The organism is Porphyromonas sp. C0041D3 (assembly GCF_056590575.1).
Genome location: NZ_JBWPWJ010000001.1, coordinates 14076 through 40035, shown reverse-complemented (window position 1 = coordinate 40035; position 25960 = coordinate 14076). Strand labels below are relative to the sequence as shown.

20 protein-coding genes and 1 tRNA gene are annotated in these 25960 nt (G+C 54.8%); 15 read left to right on the top strand and 6 right to left on the bottom strand.

Annotated features, from left to right (window positions below; genetic code table 11):
• Positions 1–40: 40 nt before the first annotated feature.
• The 5 genes from AC1EKE_RS00145 to AC1EKE_RS00125 form a co-directional block, all read right to left on the bottom strand.
• Entirely contained in the window at positions 41–1687 is a 1647-nt protein-coding gene (locus tag AC1EKE_RS00145) for a diphosphate--fructose-6-phosphate 1-phosphotransferase (RefSeq protein WP_480307395.1), read from the bottom strand.
• A gap of 24 nt (positions 1688–1711) precedes the next feature.
• Entirely contained in the window at positions 1712–1930 is a 219-nt protein-coding gene (locus AC1EKE_RS00140) for a hypothetical protein (protein ID WP_297126786.1), read from the bottom strand.
• Positions 1931–1986: 56 nt separating this feature from the next.
• Positions 1987–2790: a tRNA pseudouridine(38-40) synthase TruA gene (truA, locus tag AC1EKE_RS00135; protein ID WP_480307393.1), complete on the bottom strand. Its 804-nt coding sequence runs from the start codon at positions 2788–2790 to the stop codon at positions 1987–1989.
• Between the two features lie 120 nt (positions 2791–2910).
• Positions 2911–3546: an OmpH/Skp family outer membrane protein gene (locus tag AC1EKE_RS00130; protein WP_297126780.1), complete on the bottom strand. Its 636-nt coding sequence runs from the start codon at positions 3544–3546 to the stop codon at positions 2911–2913.
• Positions 3547–3669: 123 nt separating this feature from the next.
• Positions 3670–3900: a hypothetical protein gene (locus AC1EKE_RS00125; RefSeq protein ID WP_296164685.1), complete on the bottom strand. Its 231-nt coding sequence runs from the start codon at positions 3898–3900 to the stop codon at positions 3670–3672.
• A gap of 279 nt (positions 3901–4179) precedes the next feature.
• Between AC1EKE_RS00125 and AC1EKE_RS00120 the strand changes: the two genes are divergently transcribed.
• From AC1EKE_RS00120 to sov, 3 genes are all read left to right on the top strand, one after another.
• Positions 4180–4251: transfer RNA gene (locus AC1EKE_RS00120), tRNA-Phe, on the top strand.
• A gap of 99 nt (positions 4252–4350) precedes the next feature.
• The gene (ruvA, locus tag AC1EKE_RS00115; protein ID WP_480307390.1) at positions 4351–4968 is read left to right on the top strand and encodes a Holliday junction branch migration protein RuvA; all 618 of its coding nucleotides are present in this window, start codon (positions 4351–4353) and stop codon (positions 4966–4968) included.
• An 18-nt stretch (positions 4969–4986) separates the two neighbouring features.
• A complete protein-coding gene (gene sov / locus AC1EKE_RS00110) occupies positions 4987–10995 on the top strand; it encodes a T9SS outer membrane translocon Sov/SprA (RefSeq protein ID WP_480307389.1) in 6009 nt (2002 codons plus the stop codon).
• Between the two features lie 11 nt (positions 10996–11006).
• Here sov and AC1EKE_RS00105 read toward each other — a convergent pair whose 3' ends face one another.
• Entirely contained in the window at positions 11007–11486 is a 480-nt protein-coding gene (locus AC1EKE_RS00105; RefSeq protein WP_070467169.1) for an Lrp/AsnC family transcriptional regulator, read from the bottom strand.
• 363 nt (positions 11487–11849) lie between these two features.
• On the opposite strand from AC1EKE_RS00105, the gene nspC reads away from it, so the two are divergent.
• The 12 genes from nspC (at position 11850) to AC1EKE_RS00045 (ending at position 25958) form a co-directional block, all read left to right on the top strand.
• Positions 11850–13004: a carboxynorspermidine decarboxylase gene (gene nspC, locus AC1EKE_RS00100; protein ID WP_480307387.1), complete on the top strand. Its 1155-nt coding sequence runs from the start codon at positions 11850–11852 to the stop codon at positions 13002–13004.
• Positions 13005–13016: 12 nt separating this feature from the next.
• The gene (gene ftsY / locus AC1EKE_RS00095) at positions 13017–13976 is read left to right on the top strand and encodes a signal recognition particle-docking protein FtsY (RefSeq protein WP_070467172.1); all 960 of its coding nucleotides are present in this window, start codon (positions 13017–13019) and stop codon (positions 13974–13976) included.
• 11 nt (positions 13977–13987) lie between these two features.
• Entirely contained in the window at positions 13988–15292 is a 1305-nt protein-coding gene (gene rimO / locus AC1EKE_RS00090; protein WP_480307385.1) for a 30S ribosomal protein S12 methylthiotransferase RimO, read from the top strand.
• The gene (locus tag AC1EKE_RS00085) at positions 15289–17565 is read left to right on the top strand and encodes a GH92 family glycosyl hydrolase (protein WP_480307383.1); all 2277 of its coding nucleotides are present in this window, start codon (positions 15289–15291) and stop codon (positions 17563–17565) included. The genes rimO and AC1EKE_RS00085 overlap by 4 nt, the downstream gene beginning before the upstream one ends.
• 95 nt (positions 17566–17660) lie before the next feature.
• The gene (locus tag AC1EKE_RS00080) at positions 17661–18659 is read left to right on the top strand and encodes an AAA family ATPase (protein WP_480307381.1); all 999 of its coding nucleotides are present in this window, start codon (positions 17661–17663) and stop codon (positions 18657–18659) included.
• 11 nt (positions 18660–18670) lie between these two features.
• Positions 18671–19543, top strand: coding sequence for a DUF58 domain-containing protein (locus AC1EKE_RS00075; RefSeq protein WP_480307379.1), 873 nt, complete (start codon positions 18671–18673; stop codon positions 19541–19543).
• Positions 19543–20550: a hypothetical protein gene (locus AC1EKE_RS00070; protein WP_480307377.1), complete on the top strand. Its 1008-nt coding sequence runs from the start codon at positions 19543–19545 to the stop codon at positions 20548–20550. The genes AC1EKE_RS00075 and AC1EKE_RS00070 overlap by 1 nt, the downstream gene beginning before the upstream one ends.
• Positions 20547–21527, top strand: coding sequence for a vWA domain-containing protein (locus AC1EKE_RS00065; protein WP_480307375.1), 981 nt, complete (start codon positions 20547–20549; stop codon positions 21525–21527). The genes AC1EKE_RS00070 and AC1EKE_RS00065 overlap by 4 nt, the downstream gene beginning before the upstream one ends.
• A gap of 12 nt (positions 21528–21539) precedes the next feature.
• Entirely contained in the window at positions 21540–22574 is a 1035-nt protein-coding gene (locus tag AC1EKE_RS00060) for a vWA domain-containing protein (protein WP_480307373.1), read from the top strand.
• Entirely contained in the window at positions 22561–23262 is a 702-nt protein-coding gene (locus AC1EKE_RS00055; protein ID WP_480307372.1) for a tetratricopeptide repeat protein, read from the top strand. The genes AC1EKE_RS00060 and AC1EKE_RS00055 overlap by 14 nt, the downstream gene beginning before the upstream one ends.
• A gap of 6 nt (positions 23263–23268) precedes the next feature.
• A complete protein-coding gene (locus AC1EKE_RS00050; protein WP_480307370.1) occupies positions 23269–25116 on the top strand; it encodes a BatD family protein in 1848 nt (615 codons plus the stop codon).
• Complete coding sequence (locus tag AC1EKE_RS00045) at positions 25116–25958, top strand: tetratricopeptide repeat protein (RefSeq protein ID WP_480307368.1); 843 nt, start codon at positions 25116–25118, stop codon at positions 25956–25958. Before AC1EKE_RS00050 ends, AC1EKE_RS00045 begins: the two co-directional genes overlap by 1 nt.
• The last annotated feature ends 2 nt before the right edge of the window (positions 25959–25960 follow it).

Sequence of the window (25960 nt, the reverse complement as noted above, 5' to 3'; positions counted from 1 at the left end):
CTCCGATCCCGCCCCTTAGGCGATATAGGGTACTCAGGCCTTACTTGTGCTCCAGAAGGATGGTCTTTGTCGGACGATCGCAGACGGAGCTCGGACCCCAGTACTGAATCGGTCCCGGATAGACGAAAGCAGTCTCCTTAGCCCACTCCTCGCGATGGCTCTTAAACTCTCTGAATGGAGCACCCTCCAGGTCAACAAGGGCCTTGCGGATCACCGGCTTGTCCTTTCCTCCGCGACGCTCGATATTGAACATCATCGTGATCGGTGTACCACCAGCAATCCACTGCGGAACCTCTCTCGTGAGATTTTGTACAGAGCTCATATACCCAGTCAGACCGGCCTCAATCAGCTTACTTGCTGTAAAGCCGAGAGTATAGCAGTAGTCGGCATCAAAATTGGATGGAGCAGCACATCTTCCCTCATAGCCGAGGAAGTGGTGCTGAGTCTTAAAGGATCCCTCGTACTTCCCCTCCTTCTTCCACTCTGCGAGTTTCTTCGCCACCATACCTGAGAGGAGCTTCTCCGTCTCGATGAGTGACACCTGTACGTTGCCGTGAGGGTCTCTCTCTCCTGCGATCTGATAGGCGACAGTGTCGGGGAGGGAGCGGAAGGCCTCTGCATTCTCTGCTGAGAGTCGTGAGGCTATAAACTCGAGTTGCTCCTCCTTCGGGGTGTGAGCAAAGTCATCTCCTACCTTGGCAAGCAGGTCATTCAGCTCGCTGATGAGATCTCGCATAGAGGGGATAAACTCGATCAGCCCCTCAGGGATCAAGGCTACGCCAAAGTTTTTGCCCTCAGCAGCACGCTTAGCCACTATTGATGCGATATACTCTACGATCTGACTTAGTGACTGCTTCTTCTCCTCTACCTCCTCCGAGATGAGACAGATATTAGGCTGCGTCTGTAGAGCGCACTCAAGGGCGATGTGAGAGGCTGAGCGTCCCATTACCTTGATGAAGTGCCAGTACTTGCGTGCAGAGTTGCAGTCGCGCTCGATGTTTCCGATGATCTCGGAGTAGACCTTTGTGGCTGTATCAAAGCCAAAGGAGGTCTCTATCTGCTCATTCTTGAGGTCCCCATCGATCGTCTTAGGACAGCCGATCACCTGTACACCGGCATCGATCGACTTGTAGTACTCGGCGAGTACACAGGCATTGGTATTGGAGTCATCACCACCGATGATCACGAGTGCAGAGATATGGAGCTCACGCAGGATCCGGAGTCCGCTGTCGAATTGATCCTTGGTCTCCAGCTTCGTGCGTCCGGAGCCGATCATATCAAAGCCTCCCGTATTGCGATACTCATCGATGATCTCCGCGGTGAGCTCGATATACTTGTGCTCGATCAGCCCGGAGGGTCCCATCAGGAATCCGTAGAGCTTGCTCTCGGGATTAAGCGCCTTAATACCATCAAAGATCCCCGCGATCACATTGTGTCCACCGGGGGCTTGACCACCGGACAAGAGGACACCTACATTGATCGGGTCGTGCTTGGCGTCGGCATCTTCCCCCTTCTCAAAGGTGATGCTCGGCATACCGTAGGTGTGGGGGAAGAGTTCCTTGACTCTCTCTTTGTCAGCTACCGACTCTGTGGCGTTGCCCTTGACGGCGTGTAGCTTCCCCTTCAACACGTCAGGCATCTTGGGCTGGTAGGACTTTCTCTCTCTCTGTAATTCGCTTACTCTCATAAGATGTGTATGAATGTGTGATGTTTATTCCTCTTTCTTACCCCTCTTGGACGGGTCGTTGTGACTGATGAAGTAGAGCATCAGACCGAAGTTGAGTGCCAGTATCAGGCACAGCAGTGCGAAGTAGGTCTTCATCCAGCCTGCTAAGAAAATCAGACAAACGATCGCGCCGATGATTGAGATGGCGGCTCCTGCTAATGCAACTGCTCTGAAGCCACGAAAAAACCTTGGTCCTGGAGGCATAGTAAATATGGATTAGTGTGATACTTCTTACCTATCAGTACAAAGGTACTCATTTTTCACTCCTTGGGAGTATCCTGGAGTGGCGCCTCTGGCCCGGCATCTGAGAGGAAAATGGACTCCGGGTAAGTCACCTCCTCTAAGAAGAGTCCCTCACTCGGCGCAGATGACCCGCAGAGGGATCTGTCACGTGCTGCTAAGAGATCTCCGAAGTCCGATGGATCCATCTTTCCACGCCCAACCTCAAATAGTGTCCCCACTATGCCGCGAACCATATTTCTCAGAAAGCGGTTGGCCGTGATGTGAAAGGTGTAGCAACACTCACCAAAAGAGGGGTCACGCTCCCACTTCGCCTCTGTGACGATACAGTTGTGCGTCCTGACCTGAGAGTGCTTCTTGGAGAAAGTCGTAAAGTCGTGCTCTCCGATGAGATAAGTGGCCGCTTGGTTCATAGCCTCAAAGTCCAGCGACTCGGGCACAAGGGTACAGTATTTCCGGGTAAAGGGTGAGGCTGTGGTCCTTACGTGGTATCCGTACCGGCGACTGATCGCATCAAATCGGGCATGGGCATCTGCGGTCACACGCCTGACCTCCAGTAAGGCAATGTCGGGGGGGAGGAAGCGTCGCAGACGATAGGTCATCTCCTCCATCTCTCTGCCCGACAGGTCGAGGTCCAGATGACAAACCATCCGGCTCGCGTGCACCCCAGTGTCGGTCCTCCCCGCCCCCGTGATGGATATGGGGTGGCGAAGCATCGTGCTGAGCCTCTGCTCCAGCTCCCCCTGCACGGTGCGTCCCTCGGGCTGTGATTGCCAGCCGAGGAAATCGGTGCCGTCGTATGCTATGTAGAGGAAGTATCTCATACCCTTCTTCTTTTGCTCGGAAAAAAGTCCCACAGAGATCCGTCAAGAGGAGCACTGTGGGACTTGCTTTTAGATAGTCAGCCCATCCTTGATAAGGGTAGGGGGCAACGTAAAGGGGGCTTACTTCTTGTCAGTATCCTCCTTCTCTGCGGTGCTCTTAGAGGGGTCGTACTGATCGTTGAGATACTTGACCACCTCCTCAGTGATGTCGTACATAGGTACCGAGTAGATGATCGAGCCACCTTGGTTGGTGAGGATCATCTGATAGTGCCCGTGGAGCTCATTGTAGGTGCGTATCTGAGACCAGATGGTGTCGGAGAGCGACTTCATCGTCTTCGCCTGCTCCTCCATCAGTTCACCTGAGAGCTTCTGCTGGAGCTGCTGGAAGTCCTGCTGCTTCTTTGCAAGTCTCTGATACTCTCGCTCGGCACGCTCTTGGCTGAAGAAGGCGTTGTTATTCATCTTGTACTGAAAGTCCTGCATCTCCTTCTCGAGCTGACGACCCTGAGCGTTGAGGTTTGCCTGCTTGGTCTCAGCGGATGCCATAAGCTTGTCATTGACGTCCTTGGCATAGTTGTACTGGGTCATCAGGCTGTCAATGGTGACGTAAGCTATCGGCATGACGACGGTAGAGTCGCCGGTAGGCATAGGTGCCATCTTGGGAGTTTTGGGCTTGTCTGCGAAGTGAAGCACAAAAAGTGCAACTACTGCTACCGCCAAGATGACGGTGATGATGGTATTTGTAGAGTTCTTCATTGATGAAATACTGGGAGCTGTTGGGCAGAGATGCCCGAGATAACTCCTTTGAGAATTATTGGTTTTGGAGAATGACTGTATGATAAGAGATGTAGGTGTGATCAATCAAAGTGGATGGAGGTCTTAGTCGTCCGGGAGCTCCTGACCCTCGCTGATGCGATCGTATAGGTTCCGATGCTTCATCTCAAGAGCGGTGATCTTATTGCCGCAGACGAGGCCCTTAGCACGAAGTGCAGGCTGATCCTCTATCTCGGTCTTAGGGAACTCTCCACCTTTCACGAAAAACACCCGCACCCCCAAGAGTAGCACGGCTATTCCTACGAGGGCAAGTGTAAGTATGAGAGTTGTCGTCATGACTTGGTAGTCGTTTCCTTAGGTGATCAAATACGCTGGCAAATATACCTTTTTTATTGCTTTCAAGGGTCTCGATTTCCTTTGGATCCGGGAAGAGGCGTCATCTTTAGGTAGTTATAACATTTTATGGTCCGGTCGGTCGAGGCTTGTACAGGCTGGGTCGGCACTTTCCTCAGGTCGGTGAGAGGTGGTGAGGACGAAAAGGTGCTTGCTAATCCAAATTTTTATCTTACCTTTGCAGTGCAAAAACGAGGAGTACACCTCTCGTATAGCACAAATGGCGCGGTAGCTCAGTGGTAGAGCAATGGACTGAAAATCCATGTGTCCTTGGTTCAATTCCAAGTCGCGCCACTCCCTCCCCCGAAGCCCCTTGGATGTTGACTTAGGTCTCATTCGAGGGGCTTCACTTTCTGGGCTGGCTAGGCTTCCTTTTTTTTGTACCTTTCCACCATGATTGAGTACATCTACGGAAAACTTTTCTCCAAGAATCCGGCATCTGTTGTCGTGGAGGCAGGTGGCATAGGGTACCTGCTCAATATCACCCTCAATACCTACAACGCTCTGGACCGTATTGGGGCTGGAGAGGTTCGGCTCTTTGTCCATGAGGTCATCCGTGAGGATGCGTTCGAGCTCTATGGCTTTCTTGACCAGAGTGAGAGACAGATCTTTCGTCTCCTGATCGGGGTTTCCGGCATAGGACCTGCCACAGGGCGACTTATCCTCAGCACTTTTACCCCTAAGGAGCTGGTCTCTATTATCGCGGCCGGAGACGACAGGTCCCTGCAGGGGGTCAAGGGGATTGGGGCCAAGACTGCTAAGCGGGCGATACTTGATCTTAAGGACAAGGTGGTCGCTGAGATGGCTGACTTCATCGATGCGAAGGATCTTACGCGGGATGACAAGGCGGTACCACTGGCGAGGAGGGAGCTCTACGAGGAGGCGGAGCAGGCTTTTGTCACGCTGGGATACACCAAGGCTATGGCTCATAAGGTGATCGCCATGCTTGTCAAGGAGGATCCTGATATGAGCGTCAATGACATCATCCGTCGAGGTCTGCAGATGCTCTAATCATCCTATCGACTTCCGATGAAGGGCTGCCTGAACCTCATGCTCTGCGTGGCCGGACTGCTGCTCTCGGCATCAGCACTCGCACAGCAGCTACCGAGCGATAGCGTGAGAAACGCCCCTCCCCGGCTCAGAGTTGTGACGAATGGCTCGATCACCCTCTCGGCCGGCAGGTCAACGATATGGGAGGATAATCCTCTCCTGCCTCAGAGCTATCGCAAGAGGACAATGCCGATACTGGAGCAGCAGAGCAATCTGCACGCCAATGTGAGGTATGGTGACCGCCTGTGGCTCGACCTTGACTACAATACCGATAGGAGTCTCAGCTCATCCAAGAATAGACTGCGCCTCGGGTATAAGGGAGGGAAGTACGAGATGCTTCAGTCCCTCCAAGCGGGCAACATTTCTTATCGAAGCCACAACCCACTCATCTCCACCCCGTCCAACCTCTTCGGCGTCTCGGGTGACCTCTGGGCGGGGCCTCTGCAGCTACGCTTCCTCACCTCGATACAGAGGGATAATGTCAGGCGGATGACCATCAGACGGGGTAAGCAGGTGTACCCCTTTGAGCTGAAAAGCTCCGACTATGAGGTCAATAAGCATTTCTTCCTGTCGGAGTTTTTTGCAAAGAAATACGATAAGGCGCTGCGGGAGTTGCCGTTGGTGGAGAGCGACATCAAGATCTTGCGCGTCTCCGTCTGGATCGAGTCAGCCGGCACTACGGATAATGGTGGCAGAGCACACAGAGTGGCTGCTTATCGGTCTCTGAGTATGGAGAAGGAGACCCCACCGGAGGGTCAGGGCCAGGGAGAGGTGTCCGAGATTCCCTATGCCGTGCGACTGGATGAGGAGAGCTACGAGGTCAATCCGATCCTCGGCTTCATCTCGCTCAGGTTTCCCCTCTCGGACAGCAAGCGGCTCGCTGTCTCCTACGAGTACCAGTATCAGGGGAAGAGGATCCGTGTCGGCTCCTTCGATGCAGATAGTTCGGGTACGATCACCGCAGCACTTCTGGCAGATCGGGACAAGTCCCCCTCATCCGACCTTTGGGTGCTGATGATGAAGAATGGCTACTCCATCGGAGCAACCGGTCGACTCGATGGTGCTGAGGACTTAGACGTGAAGCTGAGCTACTTGGAGCCCAGCACCGGTGTGGCTACAGAGATGACACCATCCGGAGAGACTTGGATGAAGTGGATGGGCTTGGATGTGCGGGACAGTAGGGGCATAGGTGGGGTGAGTGATGGGAGTCTGGACTACACTCCGGGCGTGACGGTGAGCGAGGAGATGGGCACACTTTTCATCCCGAGGAGAGAGCCGTTTCGATCCCTCCCCGATGGGTATGAGCCCTATGAGGATCTATATACTGAGAGCCCGACGAGGGCCAAGGAGCGTCAGGATCTGGATCGATTTAGGATCACAGGATCGGTCTCGGCGAGGTCGCAAGAGACGGTCAAGATCGGTCACCGCATCCCGAGGGGAAGTATTACTGCGACGCAGGGCGGACGAGCGCTGATTGAGGGGGCGGACTTTACAGTCGACTACGACCAGGGCGAGTTGAGAGTCCTAAGCACCTCAGACGAGCCGATAGAGATCACCATCCCTCAGGAGTCGCAGACAGAGGTCAAGCGGAAGTCCCTCTTCGGACTTGAGGCTGAGCTTGCACTTGCTTACCGCCTGACCCTCGGAGCCAGCCTATATGGTTACGTGGAGGATAGCGGGGGAGAAAAGATGCGGATCGGTCAGGAAGACTTGCGAAATACGATCCTGGGTACCCACCTCACGTACGACTTCTCCTCTCGAAAGCTGTCCCGATGGCTCTCCCGCTTTGCAACCGTCTCGGAGGAGATCCCCGTTTCGCTCAGAGCAAAGATGGCTTACACCCACTTGATCTCGGACTACAACACCTCCGGTGGCAGAGAGGCAATTGTCGTGGACGACTTTGAGGACGGTGGCACGGCTGTCGACCTGACTTCCTCTCTGCGGTGGCAACTGTCGACACTGAGAGAGAGCAGTCCCGATTACAGAGCCCACTTGGCGTGGTTCAATGTCGACCCTCTCTTGGTCCGAGAGGGGGCACCCGGTCAGCCGACCGGGCTCAGCAGACGCCCTGACCTGAGACAAAGTCCCCTCGTGCGCGAGTATCGAGTCGAGGAGCTCTTCCCCGGCAGAGACCTCGATCAGCTGACCACTCAGATTATCGAGATGCTAAACCTCTCGTACTATCCGGATGAGCGGGGCCCCTACAACTACCGCACAGATGGCTGGACGTCGGATGGCAAGCTTGCTCGACCTCACGACAACTGGGCTTCCATCGTATCCACTCTGGAGATAAGGGACTTGGAGAAGGAGCGTATCACCTCCATTGAGCTCTGGGTTTTGGATCCTTTCTCCATTCGTCCTGATGCCCCGGAGGGGGATTTGATGGTCGATCTTGGTAGATTTTCTGAGGAGATCATCCCGGATGGCGCTCTCGACTTTGAGAGTGACCTCCCCAAGGTGACTACCCCCCATGGTCGGCGCTCGGAGACGCTCCCTTCGTCTCGCTCTTTCTCCTCTCAGGGCATCGAGGAGCAGGATGTCGGCTTGGACGGTATTTCCTCGTCGGATGAGCAGGTCCTCTTTGCCTCGTATCTCAAGTCTGTCACTACCCACATTGATCCGCAGGCTTGGAGTGTGGAAGGAGTACAGCTTCCCGGTTCGCCACTTGGGGACCCCTCCGGTGATGACTACCACTTCTACCTCGGGGACCACTGGGACAGGGTGGAGGCGGACATTCCGAGCAGGTATAAGTATATCAATGGTACGGAGGGAAATTCGTTGCCTCGGCTCATCCAAGGGCACCAGTCGGCACGCACCGATCTACCGGATAGCGAGGACCTCAATGGAGATGGCGTACTATCCACTACTGATGGCTACTTTCGCTATCATCTGTCGGTGACTAAGGAGGCGCTCCGTCCCGGAGGGAAGTGGTACTCCGGTGAGGTGGAGATCCGGGAGGAGGATGGGCGCTCCTCGAGGTGGGTCAAGCTTACCATCCCGCTCTCCAAGTACGATGCTACCTCCGGTGCTCACCCCACGATGCAGGATATCGAGGCGATTCGGCTCACTCTACAGCACTTCGATAAGCCGATACACCTCAGGTGCGCCTCCCTCCGGCTCATCTCCTCACCCTGGCAACGCTACACCTCGGTCATCGATCCCGACCGGTCCAATGCTGAGCTGACCCTGCAGACCCACAGCCTCGAGGAGGACTCGGGCAGATCACCCATTCCCTACGTCTCCCCTAAGGGGGTAGTCCGTGGCCAAAGGCGTGGCACCCTTTCCTTAGCTCGCTATGATGAGAAGGCGCTTGCCCTCTCGATCCCCACTATGGAGAAGGACGAGGTGGCAGCGGTCTATCGGTCTACCGATCTTGACCTGCGCCACTACCGGTATCTCACCCTCCATACCCATGCCGAGGGAGAAGTGAGGGATCGGGATCTCGAGCTCTTTATCCGGCTGGGATCGGACTACTCTGCCAATTACTACGAGTATCGTCTCCCCCTGATGGTGACCCCAAGGAGAGACTACAGTGGGATGAGCACCTCGGAGAAGCAGGACTTAATCTGGCCCCTCTCCAATGTCCTACAGATCGATCTTAGCGAATTGACCGGACTGAAGCAGGAGCGTGCCTCTCAGGGGGCTCTTGATAAGAAGGAGCTCTACACAAGAGGCAGAGTCTCGATCAAGGGCTATCCCTCCCTCGGCAACCTCTCAGCTATCTTGATCGGCGTTCGAAACCGGAGCAGTGGGCGCATCAGTGCAGAGGTGTGGATCAATGATCTCACCGTCTCAGGAGCTGGCCAAATGGGTGGCAGCGCTTGGCTCGCTGATGTACAGGCGACACTCTCCGATCTAGGTTCAGCTAGTATTAAGGTCGGTGGTCAGTCCGGTGGCTATGGCGACATACGCAATGATGCCCGCCTCCGGCAGCAACTCACACAAACCTATATTGACCTGGAGACTATGCTGGAGCTGGGCAAGCTCCTACCCCGGGAGTGGGGCGTCCAAGCGCCTGTCCGTTACACGTTGCTTGAGAATAAAAAGACACCGCACTATGACCCCTACGACACCGATCTGCCCTATCGGGGGAGGGAGCCCATTTACCTCGAGCGAGCGGATCATCTCAGCCTCACCAATTGGAGAGTCAGTCCCGATGGAGAACCACTCACCTCGGGCGGGAAGTCAAGGTCCGATCTCACTTTCTCCTACGACCTCACCCATCATCAGCGTAAGGATCCCCAGGTGATAGAGGAGAAGAATAGACGGATGCACACCACCATAGACTACCGCGCGGAGGGGGGGGATGGGGATTACCTCAGGCTCCATAGTGGCTGGAGTCGGGTGGATAATACGTCCCTTATGCCCACACCCGGTGAGGAGAAGGAGCAGTCTGCTCAGGTCTATCGGAATTGGCTCTGGGACCGATCTCTGGCCATCAAGTGGTCGCCTGTCGACTTTGGCTCACTCACCATCCAAAGCAATACTTTCGCCCTCATCGACAATATCCCTCCTGAGGTGGTCGCCCGAGGGGAGAGTGACCTCTCTTTTCGGCTATTCACGGACCGGATCCTCCGCTCCATTGCCTCACTCGGCACCACTGATAGGTATCAGGGGCGCTATAGCATCACTCTCCATACCCCGAGTATGCGACACTCCCTTCTGACCCCGCTGTACGCCAGTCTATCCTATAGCGGAGACTACAGCTGGAGACGGGGTGTGGTAGTGGGCAACAGGTCGAGTGGGCACACCATCAAGAATAATGGACGTCTTGATCTCCAAGCCCGGTACGACCTTAGTAAGGTATCCAAGCGGGTGGGGGAGCTGCGGCTGAGATACAGTCATGATGCCGGGAGTATGATCCCCGGCTTCCTGCCAGAGGTAGGCAAGATCTTTGGCTTTGGTCATCAGGGAGAAGTCCTGTCTCCCACGATCGGCTACATGCTTAGCATCAGCGACTACGCAGGTGAGATAGGTCATGCGGTAAGGTCTCGCTGGATAATGGACGATAGCTCTCTCAGTCGCCTTCCTTCCTACTTTGTCAAGGACGATCTCTCCTGCGCTCTGAGCCTGCAACCGGTCCGAGGACTTTCTGTAGAGCTCTTCCTCACTCAGACGAAGAGCAACTCCTATATATGTAGCAGCATCACCGGTGATGTAGTCGATATGAGCGGACGGCTCACGATGTCCACCATTGGGCTTCGAGGTGATCGGACAGAGCGACTGTTAAGAGAGTTGGCGGAAAACCCAACCACCGAGCAGGCCATTGACCGCTTCGCATCCGGATATCTCGTCAGTCCCAAAATGCAGCGGGGCTTACCCTCATCGATCAATCTTCTCCCCAATTGGCTCCTTACGATCGACCTCGCTTCGCTCTCTGACGCCGTGCGATCGCTTACACCCCGACTCCTGATCAAGCATCAGTACAGAGGGCTCCTCGAGCTGCCCGATTACCGCCTGAGGAGCGACACCTGGAGCAGCACACCATACGATCTTCAGACGATCACCACCACCGATCTCTTCAGCCCTCTGCTGGGGCTTGACACCTCCGTCGGCAAGAGCCTCACGCTCTCAGCAGCGTATGTCCTCAGTAAGTCGCACTCCATCCTCACGGAGAGTCTCAGACTCCTCTCCCAAACCGATCGGAGGTGTGACGTCTCACTCCGATATCAGCTCAAGCTTCCTCCCCTCATTCGGTCGAGCCTCCCCTTGCTGTCCTCCACCTCTACCAGCCTCGAGAGTAGCCTTGGGTACTCCTTTACGCACACATCGCTGGAGGAGGCAGACCTCAGACGCTCCACTCAAAACAGGCTGCGGGGACTTGACACCCACAGCCTAAGACTGACGCTGGACTATCACTGCTCTCGGAACCTCTCCATCAGAGGGTTTTGGAGAGAGGATATACGTATCCCCCTCGTCACGGGTAGGCAGTACCCCTACCGCAAGTCTTCCTACGGTGCTATGCTACTGCTGACCCTCCACCCCTGAGTCGGGGACTCTCACTCATCAATATTCTTCAGCGGGAGAGCCGGTGTCTGCTTGACTACTCCCAGCACGAAGACACTGTCGAGACTGCCGATGCTGTCGATTGTGCCGAGCTTGTTGAGTACAAAATTTTGGTACTCTGACATATCGTGTACAAGGATCTTCACCATAAAGTCGTAGTCCCCCGAAGTATTGTAGCACTCAACCACCTCGTCGAAGTCGACGATCTTGCTCATGAAGTCCTGTCCCATCTCCTGTGCGTGCTTCTTAAGCTTGATGTTGCACCACACCTGGATGTTATTTCCCGTCTTCTGAGGGCTCAAGATGGCAGCGTACCTCACGATGTATCCCTCCTGCTCCAGCTTGCGCTGTCGCTCAAAGACCGGTGACTGAGATAGCCCGACGCGGTTGGCAAGCTCCTTAGTGGTCATCTTCCCATTTTGCTGAAGCTCCTTAAGGATCTTGATGTCGATATTATCTAATGTGTGACTCATAAAAAGATGGTTGATTTAGATGATGGCAAAGGGTAATTGTTCTTTACTGAGACAAAAATAAGCAATTCTTTCTCACTGACCGAATTCTTATACCTCTGCTGCAGAGGAGATGTCTATTAGCCCATCGAGAGTCTGTTGGCAGACGACGGAAAATCCCCCAACGTCAGGCTCAATTCTTTTACCGATATTAGAGATCACTAATATCGGTATTAGAGAAGACTAATATCGGTATTAGATTGATGGTGTCTTCTCCTGAAAAAAGCACACCGCTGATTGACTTTATATAGGTGTGTCCTGCAGGCTTTTTCAGCACGTGGGGTGACCTCTTATGGGGCGACCTCAATAAATTGGTACCTTTGAGTAATGAAGGAATGCTATCACAATATACCATCTCCATCGTATGTGATGGAGGAGACGCTCCTGAGGCGTAATCTGGAGCTGATACGTCGCGTGTCGGTCGAGGCGGACGTGGAGATCATACTTGCCTTTAAGGCTTTTGCCCTCTGGAAGACCTTCCCGATATTTAGGGAATACATCAGTGGCACTACTGCCAGCTCCCTCTCTGAGGCGAGACTGGGCTACGAGGAGATGGGCTCTCTGACCCATACCTATGCTCCGGTCTATCGACCGGATGAGATGGAGGAGATCCTGCGATGCAGCAGTCATATCACCTTCAATTCTCTCTCCCAATTTGACCGCTGGTATCCCACGGTCCGTGACTATGTTGGGCATCCGATCAGTTGTGGTCTTAGGCTCAATCCTGAGTACAGCGAGATCGAGACCGACCTCTACAATCCCGCCTCACCGGACTCGAGACTGGGCGTGCCGCTTGCTGACCTGCCTGACGAACTGCCGGCCGGGATCGAGGGGATCCACATCCACTCGCACTGCGAGGACGACTCGCACACCTTTGCGCGTTCGCTGAGCGTGATCGAGGAGAAGTTTGGTCGCTATCTTGAGCGAGCTAAGTGGGTCAATTTTGGGGGCGGTCACCTGATGACGCGGAAGGACTACGACGTGGAGCTGCTGATCAAGCTCCTCACGGACTTCCACCGGTGCTATCCTCACCTGCAGGTGATCCTGGAGCCGGGGAGCGCCTTTGCTTGGCAGACCGGACCACTCATCACGACGATCCTCGACAGGGTGACCCATGGTGGAGTCACCACCCTGATGATTGATGCCTCCTTCTCCTGCCATATGCCCGACTGCCTCGAGATGCCATATCAACCTGTCATCCGGGGAGCCTCCATGGTGCAAGACGAGGAGTATGCCTATGGCCCTTACCGTGTGGGTGGCAACAGCTGCCTCAGCGGGGATGTGATGGGCGACTGGTACCTCGACCATGAGCCGATGGTGGGGGAGCGGCTGATATTCGAGGATATGATACACTACACGACGGTGAAGACGACTATGTTCAATGGCATCTCTCACCCCTCTATTTACCTACTCCACAGTGATGGTACGCCGGAGCTGCTGCGAGCTTATGGCTATGAGGATTACAAGACAAGAATGGATTAAAGATATTGAGCGATGGGATTTTTTGGATTATTCTCTAAGAAAAAGAAAGAGACACTGGACACCGGTCTGGAGAAGACGAAGCAGAGCTTCTTCGACAAGCTCTCCCACTCCGTAGCGGGGAAGTCCAAGGTGGATGACGAAGTACTTGACAAGCTCGAGGAGACACTCATCACCAGTGACGTGGGCGTGGAGACGACGCTGAAGATCATTGACCGGATCGAGAAGCGTGTCGCTCAGGATAAGTATGTGGGCACCGGGGAGCTCAATCGACTGCTTAAGGAGGAGATCGCAGCGCTCTTGGCTGAGAATGAGACGGAGGATGGCACCTCCTTTGACCTCTCCAAGCAGGTCAAGCCCTACGTGATCCTTGTCGTGGGGGTCAATGGCGTGGGTAAGACCACCACCGTCGGCAAGCTCGCCTATCAGTATAAGAGTGAAGGGCTTAATGTGGTGCTGGGGGCTGCAGACACCTTCCGCGCTGCGGCCATTGAGCAGCTGGAGATCTGGGGAGAGCGCGTCGGTGTCCCGGTCATCAAGCAGAAGATGGGCTCCGACCCGGCCTCCGTTGCCTACGATACCGTCGAGCACGGCAAGGCCAATGGTGCAGACGTGATCATCATCGACACCGCCGGGAGGCTTCACAATAGGGTGGGGTTGATGAATGAGCTCTCGAAGATCCGCAAAGTGGTGCAGAAGGTTCATCCGGAGGCACCGCAGGAGATCCTGCTGGTGCTGGACGGCTCCACCGGGCAGAATGCCTTTGAGCAGGCCAAGCAATTTACTGAGGCGACCGACGTCAATACCCTCGCCATCACCAAGCTGGATGGTACTGCCAAGGGTGGGGTGGTGATTGGTATTTCGGACCAATTCAAGATCCCGGTCAAGTATATCGGTCTCGGAGAGCAGATGACCGACCTGCAGCTCTTCAATAAGGAGGAGTTCGTGGACTCCCTCTTTGAGGGTTCGCTCTGACAGCTCGGCTTATGCGGAAGAATAGGGTAGACGTCATCACCATGGGCTGCTCCAAGAATCTGATTGACTCGGAGCGGCTTATGAGACAATTTGCGGAGAGTGGCTACACGGTCTGCCATAACCCCGAGAGGGTGGAGGGCGAGATCGTGGTGGTCAATACCTGCGGCTTCATTGAGAGTGCCAAGAAAGAGAGCATTGATATGATCCTTGAGGTGGTCTCGGGTAAGTCCTCGGGGCAGGTGGGGCAGGTCTATGTCATGGGCTGTCTCAGTGAGCGATACCGGGAGGAGCTGAGGGAGGCTATCCCGGAGCTGGATGGGATATATGGGAAATTTGACTGGAAGGATCTGATCAGTCACCTTGGGAAGGCATACCACACTATTGTCGCTGACTCCCGCCTGACGACCACGCCGGATCACTATGCTTTCCTGAAGATTGCGGAGGGCTGCAGTCGGCACTGCGCCTACTGTGCCATCCCGATCATTACCGGCAAGCACATTTCCCGACCGGAGGAGGAGATCCTCGAGGAGGTGAGAGGATTGGCTGCCTCGGGGGTGAAGGAGCTGCTCGTCATAGCACAGGATCTCACCTACTACGGGCGGGATCTCTATGGGGAGCCACGACTGCCAGGGTTGATCGAGAAGATCTGTCAAGTCGGTGGGATCGAGTGGGTGAGACTCCACTATGGCTATCCAGCACAATTCCCGATGGATCTCCTGAGGGTGATGCGCGAGCAACCCAAGGTCTGTAAGTATCTCGATATTGCCCTCCAGCACGCCTCTGACCATATGCTCAGAGTGATGCGACGGGGAGTGACCCGTCGGGAGACGGAGGAGCTCCTACGCCGTATGCGCGAGGAGGTCCCAGGCATAGCGATCCGGACCACCCTGATGGTAGGCCATCCGGAGGAGACGGACGCGGACTTTGAGGAGCTTATGGACTTTGTCAGAGAGCAGCGATTTGAGCGCATGGGTGCCTTTATGTACTCCCATGAGGAGGGGACCTACGACTACCTTCACTACAGCGACAATGTCCCGCAGGAGGTCAAGGAGGAGCGCTACGACCGCCTGATGACCCTGCAGCAGGAGATTGCCATAGAGACGGCGGAATCAATGGTGGGTAAGACGTTCAGGGTGCTGGTAGACCGAGCTGAGGAGGGACACTATGTCGGTCGGACGGAGTACGACTCGCCTGATGTGGATCCCGAGGTGATCCTTTCGGGAGAGACAAGAGTGGGGGAGTTTTGTCAGGTATGTATCACCGGCACCGCCGACTATGACCTTGTCGGTGAGGTGCTAAGCTTAGAGTCCAAATGATTAGACGCACGCTCTCTTTTGCATCCCTTTTCGTCCTCCTCTCTGTCGGTCTCTTTGCCCAAGAGCCGGTGGACTATGTCCAAGTGCTGATGGGTACCGACAGCAGTCATGATCTCTCCGCCGGTAATACCTACCCGGTGATTGCCCGACCATGGGGAATGAACGCTTGGACACCCCTCACGGGTAAGATGAGCGATGGGTGGCAATACACCTATGACGCGCAGAAGATCAGGGGCTTCAAGCAGACCCACCAGCCCAGTCCATGGATGAATGACTATGGTCAGCTGGTCCTGATGCCTACGACGGACAATCCCTCTCCTGATCAGGACGAGAGGGCATCGTGGTTCTCACACTTCTCTGAGGTGGCTACTCCCTACAGCTATCGTGTCTATCTGGCAGACTACGATACCCGGGTGACTATGGTGCCGACTGAGCGAGCGGTAAGGTTTCGGATCGACTACCCTGAGGGGCGGACGCCTTATCTTGTCCTCGATGCTCTCGATGGAGGGTCAGCGATCACTGTGGACGAAAGGGCGCAGACCATTACCGGGTACAGCAGCAAGAATAGTGGCGGGGTGGCGGACAACTTCAGGTGCCACTTTGTGGTGAAGACGGACCGCCCCTTCCGACTACACCATATATATAAGGAGGGTCAGGAGGTAGACTCTCCTCAGGCGGAGGGAGATCATACCTCAGCTGTGGTCGCTTTTGAGAAGGGTGCAACGGTCGAGCTGGTCGTCTCCTCCTCTTTTGTCAGCCCGATGCAGGCAGAGCTCAACCAGCGAGAGGCGGTGTCAAAGGGTATTGACGAACTGGAGCAGGAGGGGCGAGAGCTGTGGAATAGTCTCCTCGGGCGCATCCGAGTGGAGGGAAAGAGCGTCGACGATATGAGGACCTTCTACTCCACGCTCTACAGGTGTCTACTCTTCCCACGTCGCCTCTATGAGTACGATGAGTCCGGGACGAGAATCCACTACAGTCCTTACGATGGTCAGGTCCATGAGGGGTATCTCTATGGAGATACTGGATTTTGGGACACCTTCAGGGCACTATTCCCGCTCCTCAATCTGCTCTACCCTGAGGAGGCAGCTCATATGCAGGCGGGTCTCGTGAGTGCTTACCGCGAGAGCGGTTTCCTGCCGGAGTGGTCCAGCCCGGGACATCGAGACATCATGGTGGGAAATAACTCCGCCTCGGTCGTCGCTGATGGCTATCTCACCGGTCTGAGAGGCTACGACGTGGAGGCACTGTGGGATGCCGTCACCCATGGCGCTCACGCAGTCCACCCTAAGGTATCCGCGACCGGTCGCCTTGGGTGGGAGTGGTACGACCGTCTCGGCTATGTCCCCTCCGATGTGGGGATCAATGAGAGTGCTGCACGTACGCTCGAGTATGCCTACGATGACTGGTGCATCTGGAGACTCGGCAAGGCACTGGGGAAGAGTGAGAGGGAGCTCAGACCCTACGCAAGGGCTGCTACGAACTATCACCACCTCTATGACCCCACGCACAAGCTGATGCGTGGTCGTCTGAAGGATGGCACGCCCGCCCCTGACTTCAATCCGCTTAAGTGGGGAGGGGACTTTACCGAGGGTAACTCTTGGCACTACACTTGGTCTGTCTTTCACGATCCACAGGGGCTGATCGACCTGATGGGTGGCAGAGAACCATTCGTACAGATGCTTGACTCCGTCTTTTCTCTCCCCCCGATCTTTGACGAGAGCTACTATGGCTTTGTCATACACGAGATCCGCGAGATGCAGGTGATGGGGATGGGCAATTACGCCCACGGCAATCAGCCGATCCAGCATATGATCTATCTCTACAACTACGCCGGTAAGCCTTGGAAGACTCAGTATCTAGTTCGTGAGGTGATGGATCGCTTCTATGCAGCACGACCGGATGGCTACTGCGGGGATGAGGACAATGGGCAGACCTCTGCCTGGTATGTCTTCTCGGCACTCGGGTTTTACCCCGTCTGTCCCGGCTCGCTCCAGTATGTGATCGGCTCACCGCTTTTTGATAGGGTGACGATAAGTCTCCCTGAGGGAAAGGAACTCTCTATCGAGGCGATAGGTAATGGTCCCGGTTGCCGATACGTAGATGCCATGCAGCTCGGTGACAAGGTCTTGGATCGAAATTATCTGACGATGGATGAAATCCGAAGGGGTGGCGTGCTAAGGTTTCAGATGAGCAATCAGCCTAATATGAAGAGGGGAATTTCGCTTTCAGCGACCCCATACTCCTTTTCACGTGACTGCAGCGTTAAGTAAGATTATCAGTTGTTTCGGCAGGGGTTGGGGCGAAATCGGTATATTTGTGGCTGTTTGAGAGGGAGGCTTAGGTAGATAATATAGTAAGATTAGATATGGAACAACCAAGCGTAGATATCAGGGCACTGACGGAGATGATTGAGCGTGAGAGCGGTTTTCTCACCCTCATTGATGAGGGGATGAATCGTGTCATCGTTGGGCAAAAGCATCTTCGGGAATCGCTTCTCATAGGGTTACTTGCAGACGGGCACATCCTCCTGGAGGGTGTCCCCGGATTGGCGAAGACCCTTGCGATCAAGACTCTGGCGGAGCTTATTGACTCTGACTTTAGCCGGATCCAGTTCACTCCCGACCTTCTCCCGGCAGATGTCATCGGCACTCAGATCTATAGTCAGCGGTCTGAGACCTTCAGCGTGAAGAAGGGGCCGATATTTGCCAACTTTGTGCTCGCCGATGAGATCAATCGTGCTCCTGCCAAGGTGCAGAGTGCACTGCTTGAAGCGATGCAGGAGCGTCAGGTGACGATCGCTGTTCAGACCTTTGAGCTGCCACGCCCATTCCTCGTCATGGCCACTCAAAACCCGATCGACCAGGAGGGAACCTACTCCCTACCGGAGGCACAGAGTGACCGCTTTATGCTCAAGGTGCTGGTAGGCTATCCTACCAAGGAGGAGGAGAGCCGTATCGTGACGGAGCAGATCAAGGCTACGCCGGCCGAGGTACGTCCCGTGGTCTCCGGTGATCAGATCCTAAAGGCTCGGGAGATCGTGCATCAGGTCTACCTCGATGAGAAGATCAATAAATACATCATTGATATCGTCTTTGCTTCCCGCTTCCCGGGCGATGCCGGGCTGGATAGCCTTAGGGGGATGATAAGCTATGGCGCATCACCGCGTGCCTCGATCAACCTTGCCCTCGCTGCGAGAGCCTACGCCTTCATCAAGCATCGCGGCTTCGTCATCCCGGAGGACGTGCGTGCTGTCTGTCACGATGTGATGCGTCATCGTATCGGGCTTAGCTACGAGGCTGAGGCAGAAAATCTCAAGACAGATGAGGTGATCACAGAGATACTCAATAAGGTACAGGTGCCCTAAGCGGAGAGGTGATGGATACACAGGAGTTGCTAAAGAGACTCCGAAGGATCGAGATCAAGTCGAGTCGTCTGTCGGAGGATATCTTCTCCGGCGCATATCGCTCTGCCTTCAAGGGGCGAGGTATGTCCTTTAGTGAGGTGAGAGAGTACCAGCCCGGGGATGATGTGCGGGATATCGACTGGAATGTCACCGCTCGATATGCTCGCCCTTACGTCAAGGTCTACGAGGAGGAGCGCGAGCTGACCATGATCCTCCTCGTAGATATCTCAAGGAGTGAGCACTTCGGTACCGTGGGTATGACGAAGCGGCAAAGAGTGGCGGAGATCGCCGGCACGCTCGCCTTCAGTACCATTAAGAATAATGATAATGTCGGTGTGATCTTCTACTCCGATAGGGTGGAGAAGTATATCCCACCATCTAAGGGTCACAAGCACGTGCTGACAATCCTCTCCGAGATCCTCTCTATCGAACCTGAGGGGTCGGGGACTGATATATCCGTGGCTCTGCGCTTTGCACACAATGTACAGCGTAAGAGCTGCACCCTCTTTCTCCTCTCCGACTTTATTGACGGGAGTGACTATGCTAAGACTCTGGCAGTGGTGCGTAATAAGCATGACCTGCTCGCTATGCAGGTCTACGATCCCCACGAGGCAGAGTTGCCGATGGTCGGACTGCTCCGCGTCAAGGATGCTGAGACAGGTGAGGTGCGTATGATCGACAGCTCCTCTAAGTCCGTCCGGAAGCAGTATCGTGACTACTGGCAGGAGCTCTCCGTCAAGCTGAGGGAGACCTTCAGTAAGTACAATATCGGATATGCGAGCGTGTCGACGTCGGAGGACTATGTCCCGAGACTGCAGCGACTCTTTACTCACCCTCGGATCTGATGACAGATATAGATATGACCCATCGTCTCCGGCATTGTCGGCTGATTGCCCTCCTTCTGCTCGCGTCTGTGTGCGGAAGCGCTTTCGCACAGGACGAGGTGCGTGTGATCCCGAAATTAGAGCCGACGAAGATCTTAATCGGTGAGCAGACCACTCTCAGTGTGAGTGTCGTCGCCCCGGCGGATAGGGAGGTCCAGCTCGCTCTGCCTGCAGACACTTTGGTCTCAGGGGTGGAGATCTTGGGTGTTGCCACCGGCGATACAACGATGATCAGTGACCGACTGCGTCAGATCGTCTACGAGGTGACGCTCACCTCCTTTGACTCCGCCTCTTACACGCTTGAGCACATTGCAGCGATAGTTGCGGACAAGCCCGTGGAGGCACAGGATCAGCCGATCCTTATGGTCGGTACCGTACCTGTAGACCTTGAGCACCCGGATGAGATCAAGGACATAAAGCCCCAGTGGCTGGCGGACTTTGTCCTCTGGGACTATCTCTACTATGTGGCACTCTTCTACGCTCTTCTGAGTCTCATCGCCTTGCTCTTCGTCTCGGTCGCTTACTTTGTAAGTTGCAGAAAGAAGGGAGCCGTGGCGGTGTCTACCATAGCCAAGGAGCCACTCCGAGATCCCTACGAGGAAGCGGTGGAGGAGCTGACGAAGCTTAAGGATGAGAAACTTTGGGAGAGCGATCAGGTGAAGGAGTACTACACCGAGATGTCAGATATTCTGCGTCGCTACCTCAAGCGGGTCTATGGCTTTGAGACGGGTGAGAAGACCTCGTCGGAGATATTGGAGCTCTTCCGGTCTCACATCGGGCGTGAGCGTATGTATGATGACCTAAGTCGTATCCTGACTACTGCCGATCTGGCGAAATTTGCCAAGTATCGTCCGGAGATGGGGGAGAATGTGGGTCTCTTGAGTGCCTCTCGAGCTTTTGTCGAGGAGCATAGACCAAAGGTGGAGGTTAAGGAGGACGATAAGGATAAGAAAGAGGACAAACTATGACATTTGCACATCCTTGGTTTTTTCTCCTCCTGCTACTCTTGCCGCTTTTCGTCTACCTGTATCTACGTAGGCGGAAGCGTCCAGCAACCTTTACGCTGAGCACCGCCAATGCCTTCCGCGGTATGCGTCGTAGCTTGCGCTCATGCCTGACGTGGATCCCTTTTGCCCTGCTGCTCAGCGCTTACTCGTGTATGGTGGTGGCACTTGCCCGCCCGCAGAGCTTTAGTAGCAAGTCGTCAAGTGAGACGGAGGGCATCAATATTATGATGGCCCTAGATATCTCCGGGAGTATGCTTGCCCGAGACCTACAGCCCAATCGTGTCGAAGCGGCAAAGACGGTGGCTGGCGAATTTATCTCCTCTCGCGAGCATGACAACATCGGCTTGGTGATCTTTGCCGGAGAGAGCTTTACCCAGTGTCCCCTCACTACAGACCACGCCATCCTACTCAGCCTCCTCAGTCAGGTGGACATAGGACTGCTGGAGGACGGAACAGCCATCGGTGATGGCCTAGCCACCGCAGTGAGCCGACTTAAGGACCAAAAGGGGGACAGTAAGGTGGTGATCCTCCTTACGGATGGAACCAATAACGCCGGAACCATTGACCCCATGACGGCGGCTGAGATTGCGAAGAGCTTTGGAATAAGAGTTTACACTATCGCTGTCGGTACTATGGGGCAGGCTCCCTATCCCGTGATGACGGACTTCGGTATCGAGTATCAGATGATGCCGGTGGAGATCGATGAGAGCTCCCTCCGGACCATTGCTGAGACCACCGGTGGTAGTTTCTTCAGGGCCACGGACAACTCCAGCCTTGAGGAGATCTACGACCAGATCGATCAGATGGAGAAGATCAAGCTGGAAGTACATAATTACACGGAGAAGTCTGAGCACTTTATGCCCTGGCTCTGTGCCGCCCTGCTCTGCCTATTTGGGGCGATCCTCTTGAGGACGACCGCCTTCCGTACGATGCCGTGATATACTGAGGATATGCGATTTTTATACCCCTACATACTGCTCTTGCTTGTGCCTCTCGCGCTCCTCTTGGTGTGGGCATTCTTGAGGATCAGGAGGGACAAGAAGAAGCTTAAGAACTTCGGGGAGACAGAGCTGGTTCGCCAGCTGATGCCCGATCTCTCTCTGAGACGAAAACTGACGAAGGACATCCTACTCATCGCCTCCGGTATGCTTATCGTGGTGGCGCTTGCCCGCCCACAAGTGGGATCAAAGCCGGAGAAGGTAAAGCTGGAGGGCATCGAGATGATCGTCGCTCTCGACCTCTCCAATTCGATGCTTGCCAAGGACGTTACTCCGAGCCGTCTCACGTTAGCCAAGAACATTGTGTCTCGTATGACGGACGAGTTGGCTAATAACAAGATCGGTCTGATCTACTTCGCCGGGGAAGCCTACATCCAGCTACCGATCACGTCGGACTTCGTCTCCGCCAAGATGTTTCTCCAGTCTGCTGATCCAAGCCTCATAGCTGCTCAGGGGACCGTTATCGGTGAAGCAATCAAGCTAGCTACCAGAGGCTTTTCATCGGACAAGGAGGTGAAGAAAGCGCTGGTGCTGATCACCGATGCGGAGAATCTCGATGGAGATGTGGAGGAGGCGCTCCAGGCAGCTAAGGAGAAAGGGATCCTCATCTCCGTCCTCGGTGTTGGGACAGAGGAGGGTGCACCGATACCGATGGGGAATGGTGAGTATCTGACGGACGAAGAGGGTAAGGTGGTCGTTACACGCCTTAATCAGCAGCTCGCCAAGCAGATTGCTGAGACTGCAGATGGAGTCTACATCCATGCTCAGGACGTCTCCGGAGCGGTCCGACTGCTCAAGAAGAGCCTCGACAGACTGCAGAAGTCGGATATGAGTACCACCGTCTACCGATCCTATGCGGATGTCTATTATTACTTCCTTATACCGGCGTTGCTCCTGCTCATAATAGACCTGCTGATGCTGGATCATAAGAATAGGTTCCTCAGGCGGTTTAATATCTTTGACATAAAGCGTGATGATGAGAAGTAAGTACTTGCTGTCGATCCTCTTTGCCACTCTCTTTTGTCTCCCTCTCTGGGGGCAGAAGCAGGTCCGGGACCTGACCCGCAGCGGCAATAAGCTCTATCGCTCCAAGGAGTACTCCAAGGCTGAGATAGACTACCGCAAGGCTCTTGAGGTCAATAAGAGCGACCGCACCACGATCTTCAATCTTGCCAATGTCCTCTACCGGACCGATCGAGGAGAGGAGGCCGGCAAGCTCTACCAGTCTCTCGCTCCGCACCTGTCTCTGCTCACTCCTACTGAGGCGGCCGATCTGACGCACAACGCCGGCAACACCGCTTTCCGAGCCAAGCAGCTGGAGCAGGCGATCGAGTACTACAAGGAGTCACTTCGTCGCCGTCCCTATGATGAGGACACGCGCTACAACCTCGCTCTCGCTCAGAAGCTACTGGAGAATCAGAAAAAGAATGGCGGTGGTGGTCAGGATCAGAAGCAAGATCAGGATAAGGATCAGAAAAAAGACCAGCAGCAAGATCAGCAAAAGGATCAGCAGAAAGATCAGCAGCAGCAACCTCAGCAGCCCAGTCAGGATCAGATGTCCCAAGAGACCGCCAATAGGATCCTCCAAGCCCTCCAGAAGGATGAGAAAAATACCCGGCAGAAGCTCGAGCAGGCTCAGCAGCAGAGAGGGCGCAGTCGTCGCAAGAATTGGTAATCCACTATGTCTCGTAGAGTATTTTATATAATCGCAAGCCTCCTCATCCTCTCCCTGACTGCTCAGGCGACGGATAAGGTAACTGTACGGGTCTCACCGCCCCAGGAAGCGGTCGTCGGGGAGCCCTTCAGGATCCAGCTGATCGTGAGTGACAAGGCATCCGATCCTCAGTGGGCGTTCCCATCAGGATTAGAGGTCCTATATGGACCTGCGGTGAGTCGATCCTCGAGTACCAGCATCATCAATGGTAAGATGTCCCGCTCCTCCTCGACCTCATTCACCTACACTCTGATAGCTGATCATGCCGGCTCCTACAGCCTCCCCTCCGCTACTGTCAAGGTCGGAGGCGCCACCTATCGATCGGGGGCTACGACCTTCAAGGTCTATGAGCCATCTGCCGCCTCTCCAGGAGCCTCCGGATCAAGTGCATCCGGCGATGAGGGTGAGGGTAAGCTCTCCGACGCTGAGGCGGTCCACCTGAGCAATGATGCTCTGCAGGTGGTGGCTAATGTGAGTAAGACGACCGTCTATGAGCAGGAGGCCCTCCTCGTCACCTACAAGCTCTACTCGAGATACCAAGGGATCCAGATCGAGAGTGCCAACTTCCCCGAGTATGATGGTTTTGTCAAGCAGGAGATCCCACAGAGTGGTCCGCTACAGCTCGACATAGAGCAGTATCGGGGCAAAAATTACTACACAGTGACGCTCCTCCGTCAGCTTCTCTTTCCTCAAAAGCCCGGTAAGCTCAGCGTCCCATCAGGTTCCTTCGGCCTTCTTGTGACGGTTCCCTCGCAGAATAATGATCCCGATGACTTCTTCTCCGGCTTCTTTGACTCCTATCAGAGAGTTCGGAAAAAGGTGACCACTAAGCCCTTTACGGTCAATGTAAAGCCCCTCCCCACGCCTAAGCCTGACGACTTTACAGGAGCTGTCGGCAACTTCAGGCTCACCTCCGATGGGCTTCACCAGCCAATGAAGACCGGTGAGAGTGTACAGATGAAACTGACTCTCAGTGGAGAGGGAAATCTCAAGCTGTCTACCCTCCCTGAAGTGCAGTGGCCCGAGGGCTTTGAGGTCTATGATCCTCAAGAGGAGGACGACATCCAAGTCACGGCGGGAGGAGCATCCGGCTGGAAGTCCATTGAGTACTTCGCCATCCCGAGGTACGAGGGTACTTATACCATTCCCGAGGTTACCTACTCCTACTTTGACCCCAGCACCGGGTCCTACAAGCGTGAAGTGATCCCTGCACAGAAAATCCAGGTAGAGAAAGGCAGCGGATCGGCTGTGTCGGATGGCTCTGCCTTCGGTAGCCGCGATGCCCTCAAGCGCTTGGGCAACGACATTCGTTACCTCAAGCCGACCGGCAGGCTTACCCATCTTTCACGAGTCAGCCTCAGGACATACTGGCTGCTCTATGGCGTGGTACTCCTTATAGGTGTGATTGCCTTCTTCCTCATTCGCTCCCGTAGGGCCGGATCGGTCGAGAACTCCCACAACCGCGCCCGCCGTGCCGGCAAGATGGCGCGAAAGTATCTCAAGCTGGCGGAGAAGGAGCGTGCCAAGGGTGACAATATGGCTTACTACGAGGCACTCCTCAATGGTCTCAATAGCTACCTCTGTGCCAAGCTCTATATCCCGCCATCTAATCTCTCTAAGGAGCGCATTGCGGAGGTCATGCGAGCTAATGGCTTATCCGATGAGCTGGTGAGCCGGACCCTCTCCGTACAGTCAGACCTTGAGCTGGCCCGCTTTGCACCCTCTGAGGAGGGAGGGCTAAGGGATGAGCTCTACAAGACCGCATCGGAGGTCATTGATGGCATCGAGGCCTCTAAAATCAAGATCATAGACTGATGAAACGACTACTGATACTTCCCATCCTTCTCCTCTCTATTGCCCTTAGTGGAGTTTCTGCTCAGCAGACGGCTCCTGCAGACAGCACTGACGTCGTGGTACCCTCTGATGGTGCAGTCTCCTCTACCGACATCAAGAGACTGATGGATGAGGCAGCGACTGCGTATGGTGAGCAAAAGTACAGCCTCGCCATATCGATCTACGAGAAGTGCCTCAGCCTCTCGCCTGAGCCCTCTGCCGAGCTGTACTACAACCTCGGCTGTGCATACTATAAGGATGGTCAGCTCTCCAGCGCCATTCTCAGTCTCGAGCGCGCCTATAGGCTGGATCCCTCTGACGCTGACACCCGCTACAACCTTGCCTTCCTCGCTGACCATACCGCCGAGAAGGTAGAGCAGCCCCGATCACAGATGCTCTCGAGGATGATGGACGGGATGACTCACTGGTTCTCTCTGCCGGTATGGATGAGCCTTGCCTTAGGCTCCTTCGTGATCTTTGTCCTACTCATTTTCCTCTTTGCCTACGGACGTAGCGATACGAAGAGGCGTATAGGCTTCTATGCCGGGTTAGTCGCTTTCGTACTATGCCTGATCCTCAATCTCTTTGTGTACCGATCTTATCGGTTTATCACTGATCGCTCTGAGGCGATCCTGACGGCCCCTGTGATCACTCTGCAGAGCTCTCCCGACTCCTCGTCGCAGGATATTGCGGTAGTGCACGAGGGGCATAAGGTTAGGGTGCTGGATAGAGTAGGGGGCTACGCTGAGATACGACTTGCTGACGGGACAGTCGGCTGGGTCCCCGAGGAGACCTTTGACTTAATCAACGACTTTAGCGACTGATA